Raw genomic sequence first — 13,733 nt, forward strand, 5'->3', positions numbered from 1 at the left:
ATGTATCCACAACATTCCGTCTGGCGCTCGGCGCTGCGCAATCCCAGCATTGTGGTCGGTGGGACCGTTCTGCTGTTGATCCTGATCTTGTCGATCTTCGCGCCCTACATGGGCACAATCGACCCGATGGAGATGAGCTTTCTGAACCGCACCAAGGATCCGTCGTCAGAATACTGGTTCGGCACCGACGCCTATGGTCGCGACCTGTATTCACGGGTTCTGTATGGTGGCCGGGTGTCTTTGCTGATCGGCTTTTCGGTCGCGATCCTGGCGACAGTGTTTGGCCTGCTGATCGGCCTTGTGTCAGGATATTTCCGGTTTGCCGACATGATCATCATGCGGATCATGGATGGCCTGATGTCGATCCCGGCCGTCCTGCTGGCCATCGCGATGACGGCATTGATGCAGGGGTCGGTGCTGAATGTCATCATCGCCATAACGGTGTCGGAAGTGCCGCGCGTCGTCCGGGTAGTGCGGGGCAGCGTTCTGTCGCTGCGCGAGCGCACCTATGTCGAGGCCGCCATTGTGTCGGGCACCCGGACGCCGACGATCATCGCGCGCCACATCCTGCCCAACACCTTTGCACCGCTGGTCGTGCAGGCCACCTATATTTTCGCCGCCGCGATGATCATGGAGGCGATCATGTCCTTCATCGGCGCCGGCACACCGCCTGCGATCCCATCATGGGGCAACATCATCGCAGAAGGCCGCACCCTCTGGCAGGTGAAATTCCTGATCATCCTGTTCCCGGCCCTGATCCTGTCGATCTCAGTCTTCGCAATCAACATGATGGGCGATGGGTTGCGCGATCTGCTTGATCCGAAGTCGTCGAGGTAATTGACCATGACCGTTACACCCATCTCACACATTGACCCGATCACCTCCCCGATCACCTCGGCGCCACATCCCGGAACCGACGTGGCCCTGTCCGTACGCGGCTTTGGCACCTCAGTCCGTGGTCAAGGCAAGGACATCTCGCTGGTGCGCGACATGTCCTTCGACATCCGGAAGGGGCAGACCCTTGCCGTCGTCGGAGAATCGGGTTCGGGCAAAAGCGTCACCGCCCTGTCGATTATGAGGCTTATGGACAAGGGCGCAAAGACCACCGGGCAGGTGTTTCTGCACGGACAAGACCTGCTGTTGCTGCCGCCGCGCGCGATGGAGGACATCCGCGGCGACCGTATCGGCATGATCTTTCAGGAACCGATGACCTCGCTCAACCCGGTGTTGCCGATCGGGCCTCAAATCGAAGAAGTCATCCGCCGCCACGACCGCGAAGAGGGCGCCAAGATGTCGGCACAGGTCACCCGGCTTCTGGACAAGGTCCAGATCCCGAACGCGGGCCAGCGGCTGAAGGACTACCCGCATCAGTTGTCGGGGGGACAACGCCAGCGGGTGATGATTGCCATGGCCCTAGCCTGCAGCCCCGATCTGTTGATCGCGGATGAACCGACGACCGCGCTGGATGTGACTACGCAGGCCAACATCGTGAACCTGCTCAAGCAGATCCAGGCCGAGGATCATACCGCGATCATGTTCATTACCCACGACATGGGTGTCGTGGCCGAGGTCGCGGACGAAATCATCGTGATGCGCAACGGCGAGATGGTCGAAAAAGGCGCCGCACGGCAGATTTTTCAGGCCCCGACCCAGCCCTATACCCGCCGCCTTCTGTCGGCGGTTCCGGTGATCGGCAGCATGCGCGGCATTGCGCATCCCGAACGCTTTCCGGTGCTGCGCGACGAGGAAACGCCCGCAGATGCGCCCGCCACATTCGAGCCGTCCAAACCGTCGATGGCAGGTCCGGCGCTGACGGTGCGCGACATCAAGATCAACTACCAGGTGCCGTCGCGCAAATCCATCTTTGGCAAGGACATCATCCGGGCGGTCAAAGGCGTCAGCTTTGATCTCAATCCGGGTGAAACGCTGTCCATCGTCGGGGAATCCGGCTGTGGGAAATCGACCATCGCGCGCAGCGTTCTGGGGCTTCAGCCGCTTAGCGGCGGCGAGATCACGATTGGTGGCCAAACCATGTCGGGCGCGAATGCTGCTGAATTGCGACAGGTGCGGCGCAACATCCAGATGGTGTTTCAGGATCCCTACGCCAGCCTCAATCCCCGCCTGCGCATCGGAGATGCGATCAGCGAACCACTTATGGCCCACGGCGTCAGCCGGTCCGAAGCGCTTGAGACAGCGCGCCGACTTCTTGAAGAAGTCGGGCTGAGCGGCGACATGATATCACGCCGCCCGCACGAATTTTCGGGCGGGCAACGGCAGCGCATCTGCATCGCCCGCGCGCTGGCCCTGAACCCGAAAGTCATTGTCGCGGACGAGGCGGTTTCGGCGCTGGATGTGTCGGTGAAAACCCAGGTGTTGAACCTGTTCATGGATCTTCAGGATCGCTATGGCATCGCGTTCCTGTTCATCTCGCATGACATGGCGGTGGTCGAACGGCTTAGCCACCGGGTCGCGGTGATGTATTTCGGTGAAATCGTCGAGATAGGCCCGCGAATGGCGGTGTTCGACAATCCGACCCACCCCTATACCCAGCGGCTTTTGTCTGCGGTGCCGGTGCCCGATCCGGACCGCCGCCAATCCATCGGTCCGGTGCAATCAGAACCCGTGCAGCGCGATGAAAGCGCAGGCCGGGACGATGCCGCGCGCAGTTATCGCAACCTTGGGGGTGGGCATTATGTCCTTGAATGATACAGCAGATCTGCCCGCGGAAATGACCTTGCAGATCCCCGATGGCATCGCGGCGCTGGCCTACGACATGACCATCTGGCGCAGGCATCTGCACGCCCATCCCGAAACCGCCTTTGAAGAGGTCGAAACCGCCCGGTTCATCGCGGACAAGCTGCGCGCGTTCGGGGGTATAAAGGTGCATGAGGGGCTGGCAGGCACCGGCGTGATCGGGGTTCTGGACAGCGGCACACCGGGGCCATCGGTTGGCCTGCGCGCCGATATCGACGCGCTGGATATTGTCGAGCAGACCAACCTGCCCTGGTCATCCAGAACGCCGGGCAAGATGCACGCCTGTGGCCATGATGGTCATACCACGATGCTGCTGGGGGCCGCGAAACATCTGGCGACCCGGGGTGGTTTTGCGGGCCGTGTCGTGTTCATCTTCCAGCCTGCCGAGGAAAACGAAGGCGGCGCGAAAGTGATGCTGGATCAGGGCCTGTTTGATCTTTTTCCCGTGGATGCCGTGTTTGCCCTGCACAATCGCCCCGGCCTTGCGGTCGGCCAGTTCGCGATTTCACCCGGACCGGTGATGGCCGGGTATGACCTGTTCCACATCACCGTCACGGGTAAGGGCGGCCACGCGGCCAAGCCGCATCTGGCCGTCGATCCGATCCTGATCAGCGCGCATATCCTTGTCGGGTTGCAGTCGGTCGTATCACGTATGGCCGATCCGATTGCGCCCGTCGTGCTGTCATGCACGCAGATTTCCGCAGGCGAGGCGATAAACGCGATACCGGGCGAGGTGCGCATCGCAGGTACGGTACGCTGTTTTGATCCTGCGGTTCAGGCCATGGCCGAAACGGCGATCCGCCGGATCGTGTCGATGACCGCCGGGGCCCATGGCGGCCACGCCAGCGTCGACTATGAACATCGCTATCCGGCGCTGGTGAATGACCCGGCCTCGGCGGATCTGGCGCGCAATGCCGCGGCCCCGGTCTTTGGCGCCGCCGGCGTACAGGCGATGCCGCAGGGTACCGGATCGGAAGACTTTGCCTTTATGCTGCAACAGCGGCCCGGGGCCTATGGCCTGCTTGGCACGGGCGACGGACCCAGCGTTCACAACCCCGCATATGACTTTAACGACGATGTCCTGACGCATGGCGCCGCATGGTGGACCTCGCTCGTGGATATGTTTTTCACCCGCGCGGGCTGACCGATACCAACACTCGAATACACACAATGATAAATGAGATCACAAATGACCCTATGCAAAGGCATCTTCATTGATGGCAGTTGGCGCACGCCCCTCGAAGCCGACGAATTTGACGTCATCAATCCGGCGACCGAAGCGGTCTGCCGCCGCATTCAGGGCGGTGGCGCGGCCGATGTCGACGCCGCAGTTCAGGCCGCCACTGCGGCAGCCACGGCGATGGCGGCATTGTCGGTTGACGACCGGATGCGCATACTTGAGCAGATCGCCGTCGGCCTAGAGCAACGCGCCGAAGACATCGCGCAATGCATCACCGAAGAAATGGGCAGCCCGCTGTTCCTGTCCCGTGGCCCGCATGTGGTGAACGGTGTTAGCCACTTTAGAAACGTCATGCGCTATCTCAAGACTTACCGGTTTTCCGAGATGCGCGGCGACAGCCTGATCATCCGTCAACCGATCGGCGTTGCAGGCCTTATTTCACCGTGGAACTGGCCGCTGCACCTGATCAGCATCAAGGTCAGCGCTGCCATCGGCGCCGGCTGCCCGATGGTACTGAAGCCCAGCGAAATCACCCCGACCGTGGCGATCATTCTAGCCGAAATCATTGCGGCCAGCGATCTGCCCACAGGTGGTTTCAATCTGGTTATCGGCCGACAGGCTGCAGGGGCGGCTGTGGCGTCACACCCCAATGTTCGGATGGTGTCCTTTACCGGGTCCGTTGTGGCGGGCATCCGAGTGGCCCAGGCTGCCGCGCCAAGCGTAAAGCGCGTAGTACAAGAACTTGGCGGCAATGCAGCCAACATCATCCTGGCGGATGTCGATATCGAAGCCGCCGTGCGCGAAGGCGTCATTCGCGCCACCCGCAACAGCGGGCAAAGCTGTAACGCGCCCACCCGGATCCTGATACCCAAGGACCGGCTGGAACAGGCAGCCTCGGTGGCGGCCGAGCAGGCGCAATCCCTGATCGTCGGCGACCCGCTGGACCCGCAAACTGAAATTGGCCCGGTCGCTTCTGGAGCGCAGTTCGACATGCTACGCAAGCTTATTACAAAAGCTCAGGACGACGGCGCGCGCATCCTTTGTGGCGGCCCGGATCGCCCACGGGCGTTTAACCAGGGATTCTTCCTTGCACCCACAGTTGTCATTGCCGAGCCGGGCATGGACATCGCCCGTGAAGAGGTTTTCGGCCCGATCGTGGTGATTCAAGCATATGACGACATTGACCACGCCATCGAACTGGCCGAAGCGTCCCCCTATGGCCTGCAATCCTTCGTGCAGACTGGAGATAGCAAACTGGCCCGCCGGTTAGTTTCCCGCCTGACGACCGGTCATGTCAGCCTGAACTATTCTGCCATAGATTTCACAGTCCCTTTTGGTGGCATGAAACAGTCCGGCAATGGGCGCGAGGGCGGGGTGGAAGGCTTTGAGGAATACCTTGAAACCAAGGCCATCATGGGTGCCGCTGCAGCTGGGTTGGGCTGAAAGAATGCTGGCATTTGTGGACGGCTACTTTTTGCGAGGTTCAATTGGAGTTTTGATGATCTTGGCAGGTTGCGTTCGTTTGATTGGCTTCTATGCGCGATACATCTGCCCGGGGTCTTGATGAAGTACGCATGCTGGTGCCAATCAAACGATCAATCTCTAACGCCCTGACAGCCTCTCCGAGGGTGGTGTCATGTGTGGACCTATATGGACCACACCTTATTGCAACGGTTTTGGGTGGTCTGGTTCAGGATCACGATTGCTGACGTATATCCGGCTTCAATGAGCGGCCCACTACATTGTCACCGCGAGCCTCGATGGATTTCCGCGTGCCTCCCCCTCATTGGCTCCAAGGCATCAGCTTTGCTGTGCCGATCCACACACCAGGTTCAAGAAGCAACGGTTCATGTCATGTTACCATCCCATGCCAAGTTGCTGCAATATTCGGGGTTTGTCCTCCTGTTTTTGCTGTTCAGTTTCTTCTTATATTGAGACAGCAGGTTGATATTCTTTGCCACCGGACAAGATTGACCAAACGATCCTCGCGTTCTTGTTTGCAAGTGCGACATCAACCACATTCGGGTGCCGCCGGTCACGCATGCGTCCGATCCAAAGGCTTCTGGCATCCGTCTTGCCACCGGCCTTCGCAAGAACGGCGCGGGCACCATGGATCATCAAGGTGCGTAAGTATCTATCACCGCGCTTGCTGATCCCAAACAAGCGCGTTTTGCCGCGTTGGATCGCTGTTTCGGGACGAGCCCAAGCCAAGCAGCAAACTGTCTTCCGTTCTTGAAGCAGGTTCGGTCGGAGCCGTCCACACAATCAGACGGAAGAGAACTCGTCTCTACAAGGACAGTGAGGCTGCCCCTTATGCCAAGCCCAACTGGCGCCACTCGGCCCGAGCGGCAGCCCGGTTCAGCTTGAAATTGGTCCGTGAGTAAAGCTGGCGCTCCTGGTTGAAACGGTTCTGAACTGAGGCGTGGACGGCGACGAATTTCTGCAAACTTCGCATCTGCCGAAAACGCAGCATCGCCCGTTCTCGTCGTCGAAATGGCAAGTGAGAATTTTCTGCTCTGTTGTTCTGCCAGCGGCCTGTTTCCTGTTTCTGGGCGTTACCGATGACCTTCATTGCAGCGCCATAAGATCGCAGTCTGTCGGTCACGATGATCTCTGGATTGCCGTATCGCTTCATTGATTTTCGTAAGAATTTCAATGCAGCTTTCCGATCTCGACATATGGCGACATAAGATTCAAGGACTTCGCCTTCGTGATCAACAGCCCGCCAGAGGGAGCTGTCAGACGAATGCGAACCAGTCTCCACAAGGACAGTGAAGCTGCCCCTTATGCGACACCCAACTGACGCCACTCAGCCAGGGCGGCGGTTCGGTTCAGCTTGAAATTCTGTCGTGAGTAGAGAAGGCGCTCCGAATTGAAATGACTGTAAACCGAGGCGTGGATGGCGGTAAATTTTTGCAAACTTCGCGTGCTGCGAAACCCGAGCATCGCCCCTTCCCTTCGTCGAAATGGCAGGTGGGAATTCTCCGCCCGATTGTTCAGCCAACGGCCCGATTCTTGTCGATGAACATTTCCCACAATCTTCATCGCCGCACCGTATGACCGAAGTCTATCAGTGACGATTACTTCCAGATTACCGTAGCGCTTCATTGATTTTCTGAGGAATTTCAATGCCGACTTGCGATCACGCCGTTTCGTGACATAGCTTTCGAGCACCTCGCCCTCGTGATCCACAGCTCGCCAAAGATAGTGCAGTTCACCGTTGATTTTCACGAAAACCTCGTCCAGATGCCATTGCCAATTTGAGTATGCGCGGAGTCGACTAACCCGGTTTTTACGGATCTCTGCGGCGAACAGCGGGCCAAATCTGTTCCACCAGAAACGAACTGTCTCATGGCTGATATCGATGCCGCGCTCGTGCAAGAGATCTTCCACATTCCGAAGCGAAAGCGGAAACCGGACATACATCATCACCGCTAAACGGATAATTTCGGGGCTCGTCTTGAAGTAGCGAAAAGGGCTGCGTTTTGTCATCCGACCACGCTACAAAACCACCCTGCCCTTCTCAAGCCAGTTTTCTCTGACAGTGCCCTGGCACGTCTTTCCAGTGCATCGCCTTGTGATGCTTTGGCTTGGCTTTGACCTTGGGCAAGGCTTGTGCGTCCTTGATCGCCGTGACCGGGTTTTCGCCATCGCGGAACCCTTTGGAGCGCGCCACATCCAGCACCGTCTTGATACGCTGGGCCAGTCGCCTTGCGGTTTCGTGCTTCTCGGTCCAGATCGGCGCAAGGCACATCATCACTTCGGGCTGGTCGATACTATCAACCGGCATACGCCCGATCTTGGGGAAAGCGTAATCTCGTAAGGTGTTAATCCATTGCTGGCCATGCTTGGCATTCTTCCAAGTGGGCATCCGGTCAATATGCACCTGCTTGGCGAACTCTTCAAAGGTTGGCACTTCCTGACGCGCATTGAATCGCGGGTTCAGCCCTTGCTTGGCCATACGCCGATACTCCAAAGCCCGTTCACGCGCTTGGTTCAGCGTCACGATGTCTGCACCACCTAATCCAAAGTCAGTGCGCAGCGGTCCACCCTTCTTATTCTTCTGGCCCTTCACCACGACTCGCACAATCCAGCGCCGCGCGCCCGATGGATCAACCACTAGATAGAGACCATTGCCGTCCCCGTGGCGTCCAGCACCAAGATTCTCAACCAGCTTTTTGGTCAACTTGCCAGATAGGGCCATCTAATAAATACCACATTCCATACCACTCAAGGAACAAATATAGACATCATCGAAAGAAACTCAAGACAAACCTAGGACGGCATAAAGCCCATACAAACAAAGGAAAAAGGCCGCCCAAGGCGGCCCATTGAAATCGTATGAAATGAGGTTCTGGCGGAGCGGAAGGGATTCGAACCCTCGAGACGGTTCCCCGCCTACACACTTTCCAGGCGTGCGCCTTCGACCACTCGGCCACCGCTCCGCCGACCGTCTTACACAAAGGCACAAGAGAGGTGCAAGCCGCTTTCGAGCCTGTGCGACATTTCATTGCCCTGTCCGACCACCCCACACCGCAAAACGGCTTCAAAATACCCGAAACGAGGCCACAAACGGCAGGTGGTCGGACACTTGTGCGCGAAACTTCTCGCGTCCCATCTTCAACGTCCAATGCATTGGAAACAGCCGAAGGCTCCCCGAAATGTAACGGGTCGAGAACCTCCGGCTGACCGCGAAGCCGTCCAGAAGATTGGCCCGCCCGCTTTCGAGAATATGCGAATAGCGGTCCTGAAGATCCCAGCAGGACACGAAATCCATCACATCCTCGCCGCCCAGATGGTGAAAATTGCTCACATCCTGGCCGGGGATCATGTTGAAATCTCCCATCAACAGGATCGCATGCTGCTTGTACCCCGGCGTGGCATGCAACTCGGTGATCCATTGCCCGATCACACGGCACTGGCTGTCACGCTTGGCCTGATCATCGCCGTCGCGCCCCGATTTCAGATGCACACCGATCACCACCGCCTTGAACCGCTTGCCGATCCGCACATCGACAGCAATGGCTTGCCGTCCGCCAAGGTAGCTGCCTTGCGACCCCGGAACAAACCGCGGATTGCTCACCTCGACGCCCGGCTTGTGCAGAAACCCTATGCCCAGATGGCTATGCGGCTGCGCCATGTGGGTAACAGCATAATCCAGCCCCTTCTCGGCCAGCCGCTCTGCCAGAAGATCAATATGGCTCTCCGGAAACACCTCGACCAGCGTGACAAACTCGGCGTCCAGAAGCGCCAGCCCGAGAACCTGATGCCAGGATTTGCGATCCTCGGGGGAAATCCCGTCGCCGTCCCCGCCGGGAAATCGGTCATTTCCCGCAAGGTTCCAGACTGCAAACCGCGCAACCGTGTGATTGAATGACGCCATGCTTTTCTCCACCGGAAAACCGCGCCCTACCAACGCAGAAGCGCAGCATCATCCTATCATATCGCGGCGTCGAAGGCTGTGGCGGAATACCCGCCTTGCGGGTCAATCCAGGTGGATATTCACCCGACGGTTCTGTCTGCCCTTGTTTTCGATCTTGCCCAGGCGAATGCGCCCGATCTCGGCCGTGCGCGCCACATGGGTGCCGCCGCAGGGCTGCAGATCGACCTGGGTTTCCGCCTCGCCAATGCGCACCAGCCTGATCCGCCCCTTGCCGCGCGGGGGTTGCACCGACATCGTCTTGACCAACGCCGGGTTGGCATCCAGCTCGGCCTCGCTGATCCAGCCATCAGTTACCACAAGATCCCGGTCGATCAGCGCGTTGAGCCTGTCTTCGATCGCGTCGCGTTCCTCGATCTGGTCGGACATAGCGAAATCCAGCCGCCCCTTCTCGGTTCCGATCTGCCCGCCGGTCACCGGCAGCGGCAAAACCACCGACAACAGATGCAGCGCGGTATGCACACGCATGTGGCGGTGGCGACGATCCCAATCGAGCTTCTGTGCCAAAACCGTTCCCACAGGTGGCAAGGCTGTGGGAGCGGCAGGCACCAGCACGATATCCTCACCATCCCCCTTCACGGCCGTGGCGATCTCAATCTTCTGCCTGCCCCAGTCGAGCATACCGCTGTCGCCGGGCTGCCCGCCACCGGTGGGATAAAACAGTGACCCATCCAGCACGATTCCCCCCTCTGGGGTGAGCGCCTTTACCCGGCCCTCGGTCTCGCGCAGATAGGCATCCTGGCGAAATAGCATCTCGGTCATCTTCCGTCTCCGTCGCCATCTCCGTCGGCGTCTTCATCTGTGTCGCGTGCCTCAAAATCGTCCGCGTCAAGATGGACCGCCCCCGACCGTTGCACCGTACCCTGCCCGGTCTCATGCGCCGTCTCGTGCTTCGTTTCCGGCTCCGGTTCGGCCTCTGTCACCGCGCGCGCCGGGGTGCTCAACACTTCCGGGTTGCGAAGCCAGATATCACGCTGCGCGAAGGGGATCTCGATGCCTTCTTCGGCAAAGCGCTCGGCGATACAATGGTTGATCTCGGATTTCACCTTCATGATCCAGTTCACATCCCGCAGGATCGCGCGTATCTCGAAATCCAGAGAATCCGCGCCGAAACCCTGAAAAATCACGCTCGGCGCAGGATTCGCCAAAACCATCGGTTGCGCATGGGCGATTTCGCTCAGGATCTCCTCGATCCGCCTGGTATCACTGCCATAGGCGACCCCGACAGGCACGATCACCCGCCCGATGGTATTGCCACGGGTATAATTGGTCACGCTGCCCGTGACGAAATCGGCGTTTGGCACGATCACATCGGTGCGGTCAAAAGTCTCGATCCGGGTCGAGCGCACCGAAATGTCGCGCACCGTGCCGTGGACACCCCCAACCTCGATCCAGTCGCCCTCCGAAATCGGCCTCTCTATCAAAAGGATGATGCCTGATACAAAGTTGGAAACGATATTCTGAAGGCCAAAACCGATCCCGACCGAAAGCGCCCCTGCCACGATAGCCAGTGAAGACAGGTCGATCCCCGCGCTGGTAATGGCAATCAGAGCAGCCAGGAAGATGCCGATATACCCAATACCCGACACAAACGCATTGCGCGCGCCCATGTCCATCTTGGTTTTCGGTAGAACCGTGTTCTTCAATGTGCCCTGCAACAACCGGGTGAGCGTCAAGCCAATGACAAACACGATCGCCAGCTTCATGAAGACCGTCGGGCTGATGGTCACATCACCGATCTGAAACCCTTCGAACGCCTGGCGCCACAGTTCGTCAAGCTGGGTCTGGCTCACCCCCCAGATCAGCGCCAGACGCGGCGCCGCCAGAAGAACCAGTGCCATGCCCGTCAGGACCGGAACCAACCCCTCGCGTGCCTCTTCCTGCCGACGTATCAAGACATAAAGTTCGGCAAGAACCCGTTGCAGGATCAGCACGAACCCCATGAGCAAAAGCGATTCCAACAGCGGGAACAGGCTGCGTTCTGCGGCGCGCAGATACCCCAGTGCCGCCAGCAACGGCGCCACAAACGCCAGAACCGCAAACGCGCGCCCGACCAGCCGATAAAGCCGTTCCGTATAGCGCGGCGGTTCCTCGGTTTCCTCGGCCTGCGCCTTGACCGCGTCGCCATGCGTGCGCAGCAACACCCCCATCCGCCAGACCAGTATCCCACCCAACACAATCAACGGAAACAGGATCACCCCGCGCGCGCTCTCCGACCAAGTGTCAAAGCGCGCCAACTCCTTGAGCACCCCACTCAATGCCAGTACCAACCCGATCAGCCCGGTGACAAGCCGCCCCTCGCGCAACCGTTCCGGCGAGAGTATCAAAGGCGCGATCTGCGCCTCTCCCTTGGGGAAAAAACGAACCCCGATCCAAAGCGCCACCAGAATCATCAGCCCGGCATTCGCGATCTCTTGCAACAAAGGTGCCAGGCGCACCCCGACAATCTCCGAGATATAAACCGCCGAGATCAGAGCCAGCAGACCGATCATCGGCAAGACCACCTGGCCCAGCGACAGCACAAACCCCCAGAGCCAGCGGGCTGGCGTCCGGCGGCGCGCCATCACCCCCTGCGCCAACCGCAACATCCAGCGCCGCCCGCGCACCAACAAGACCAGCCCAACCACCACCAGCGCAATCACCAGCGGCAGGTTCTCGCGAAACGCCGCATTCTGCGTCGGATTGGTCCACGCCGCCGCGACCTCGTTTTGGATGTTGACCAGAGAGTCGCCTAACGTGGTCACCCCCTCTGCCCAAAGCGTCGGATTGAGCGGTGTCGGCCCACGCGCCAGCAACGCCTCGGCCTGTCGTTCACGCAGCAGCGCGTCAATCTCGGAAATCAGCACATTGGCGCGTGAAAGCCCGACCTCGGCCGCCCGTTTCGGGGCCGTAATCTTCTCCAGCCGCTCTTTCAGCTCCTGGCGTTGTGCCGCTATATCTTCAGCTTCCGTGCCCTCTTCCGGCGCCGGTCCAAGCGCTGAAAGTTGCGCCTGCACTGCGGAAATGGTCTTGGCGTTGATCGATTGCGCCTCGTTGAACTTTTCACGCCAGCCCACCAATTCGGCGCGCAGCGCCTCCATGGCCACATTTGACGCGCGCCCCGCCTCAATCGAGTTTTCCGCCCTGAGCGCCGTGCGCGACCAGGCGTCGTAATCAACAGTGCTTTCGCTTTGACCAAATGCCGCCGAGACCGTCAGAGTCAGCGACAAAAGCAGCCACAAGGAGGCGCGCCAAAGCGCCATCATTCGGCCTCGAATACTTCGGGAATATCCTTGGGCGCACGATCCAGCCATTCTGGCACCGGCAGAGATTTCTCACGCAGGAACTCCGGGTTGAACAACTTGGTCTGATAGCGCGTGCCATAATCGCACAGCACCGTGACAATCGTGTGCCCCGGCCCCATCTCGCGCGCCATGCGCACCGCGCCAGCCACATTGATCCCGGAAGAACCACCAAGGCAAAGCCCCTCATGCTCAAGCAAATCGAACACATAAGGCAGCGCCTCTTCGTCCGGCACCTGATAGGCCATATCGGGCTTGAACCCTTCAAGGTTCTTGGTAATGCGCACCTGCCCGATGCCTTCAGCGATCGAGCCGCCTTCCATCTTGATCTCGCCGGTGGTGTAATAGCTGTAAAGCCCCGCCCCCATCGGATCGGCGATACCGATCTTGACGCCTTTAGGCTGAAGCACCATCGCCGTGCCCACCAATGTCCCGCCTGAGCCGACAGCACAGATAAATCCGTCCACCTTGCCGCCGGTCTGCTCCCAGATTTCGGGACCGGTGGTCTCGATATGCGCCTGTCGGTTGGCCACATTGTCAAACTGGTTGGCCCAGATTGCCCCGTTGGGCTCGGTCTTGGCCAGCTCACGCGCCAAACGCTCGGAATAGCGCACGAAATTATTCGGGTTGCGATAGGGTTTGGCCGGCACCTGAACCAACTCGGCTCCCGCCAGCCGCAGCATGTCCTTCTTCTCTTCGCTCTGGGTCTCGGGGATCACGATCACCGTCTTGAACCCCATCGAACTCCCGACCAGAGCCAGCCCGATACCGGTGTTTCCCGCGGTGCCCTCAACAATCGTGCCGCCGGGTTTCAACGTACCATCGGCAATCGCCGCGCGGATGATGAAAAGCGCGGCACGGTCCTTGACGGATTGCCCCGGATTGAGAAACTCGGCCTTGCCCAGAATGGTGCACCCGGTTTCTTCGCTGGCCCGGCGCAGCTTGATCAGAGGCGTATTGCCCACGGCTTGGGCGAGATCTTGGGCAATCGGCTGAAAAGTCATGCGTGCGGTCCTTGGGTAGCGTTCAATCCGCGTTCAGATGTAGGCCTCCGCGCCCGCGAACTCAAGCCGCGAAG

At 59.4% G+C, this 13,733-nt stretch carries 10 protein-coding genes, 1 tRNA gene and 2 pseudogenes; 4 read left to right on the forward strand and 9 right to left on the reverse strand.

Annotated elements, in window-relative coordinates:
- From LZG00_11615 to LZG00_11630, 4 genes are read left to right on the forward strand one after another with little or no spacing between them, the layout of a single operon-like run.
- Entirely contained in the window at positions 1–837 is an 837-nt protein-coding gene (locus LZG00_11615) for an ABC transporter permease (protein MCF3594645.1), read from the forward strand.
- Positions 838–843: 6 nt separating this feature from the next.
- The gene (locus tag LZG00_11620; protein ID MCF3594646.1) at positions 844–2,706 is read left to right on the forward strand and encodes an ABC transporter ATP-binding protein; all 1,863 of its coding nucleotides are present in this window, start codon (positions 844–846) and stop codon (positions 2,704–2,706) included.
- Positions 2,693–3,898 carry a M20 family metallopeptidase gene (locus LZG00_11625; GenBank protein MCF3594647.1) on the forward strand — a complete coding sequence of 402 codons (1,206 nt, stop codon included), beginning with the start codon at positions 2,693–2,695 and terminating at the stop codon, positions 3,896–3,898. Before LZG00_11620 ends, LZG00_11625 begins: the two co-directional genes overlap by 14 nt.
- Before the next feature lie 45 nt (positions 3,899–3,943).
- On the forward strand, positions 3,944–5,377 hold the full coding sequence (locus LZG00_11630) for an aldehyde dehydrogenase family protein (protein ID MCF3594648.1): 1,434 nt from the start codon (positions 3,944–3,946) through the stop codon (positions 5,375–5,377).
- 483 nt (positions 5,378–5,860) lie between these two features.
- Here LZG00_11630 and LZG00_11635 read toward each other — a convergent pair.
- The 9 genes and pseudogenes from LZG00_11635 to LZG00_11675 all read right to left on the reverse strand — a co-directional run bounded on the left by LZG00_11635 (position 5,861) and on the right by LZG00_11675 (position 13,659).
- A pseudogene (locus tag LZG00_11635) lies at positions 5,861–6,171 on the reverse strand (transposase).
- Between the two features lie 74 nt (positions 6,172–6,245).
- Positions 6,246–6,665, reverse strand: a pseudogene (locus LZG00_11640) (transposase).
- 53 nt (positions 6,666–6,718) lie between these two features.
- Positions 6,719–7,426 carry an IS6 family transposase gene (locus tag LZG00_11645; GenBank protein ID MCF3594649.1) on the reverse strand — a complete coding sequence of 236 codons (708 nt, stop codon included), beginning with the start codon at positions 7,424–7,426 and terminating at the stop codon, positions 6,719–6,721.
- A 31-nt stretch (positions 7,427–7,457) separates the two neighbouring features.
- Entirely contained in the window at positions 7,458–8,138 is a 681-nt protein-coding gene (locus LZG00_11650) for an Arm DNA-binding domain-containing protein (GenBank protein ID MCF3594650.1), read from the reverse strand.
- 151 nt (positions 8,139–8,289) lie between these two features.
- Positions 8,290–8,379 (reverse strand) — tRNA-Ser (locus LZG00_11655).
- 101 nt (positions 8,380–8,480) lie between these two features.
- Positions 8,481–9,317 (reverse strand): GMP synthase, encoded by an 837-nt coding sequence (locus tag LZG00_11660; GenBank protein ID MCF3594651.1) that lies wholly within the window; start codon positions 9,315–9,317, stop codon positions 8,481–8,483.
- A 102-nt stretch (positions 9,318–9,419) separates the two neighbouring features.
- Entirely contained in the window at positions 9,420–10,136 is a 717-nt protein-coding gene (locus LZG00_11665; GenBank protein MCF3594652.1) for an alanyl-tRNA editing protein, read from the reverse strand.
- The gene (locus tag LZG00_11670; GenBank protein MCF3594653.1) at positions 10,133–12,619 is read right to left on the reverse strand and encodes a DUF3772 domain-containing protein; all 2,487 of its coding nucleotides are present in this window, start codon (positions 12,617–12,619) and stop codon (positions 10,133–10,135) included. Before LZG00_11670 ends, LZG00_11665 begins: the two co-directional genes overlap by 4 nt.
- The gene (locus LZG00_11675; protein ID MCF3594654.1) at positions 12,616–13,659 is read right to left on the reverse strand and encodes a cysteine synthase A; all 1,044 of its coding nucleotides are present in this window, start codon (positions 13,657–13,659) and stop codon (positions 12,616–12,618) included. The genes LZG00_11670 and LZG00_11675 overlap by 4 nt, the downstream gene beginning before the upstream one ends.
- Positions 13,660–13,733: the final 74 nt, after the last annotated feature.

Source organism: Rhodobacteraceae bacterium LMO-JJ12 (assembly GCA_021555075.1).
Taxonomy (GTDB): Bacteria; Pseudomonadota; Alphaproteobacteria; order Rhodobacterales; family Rhodobacteraceae; genus JAKGBX01.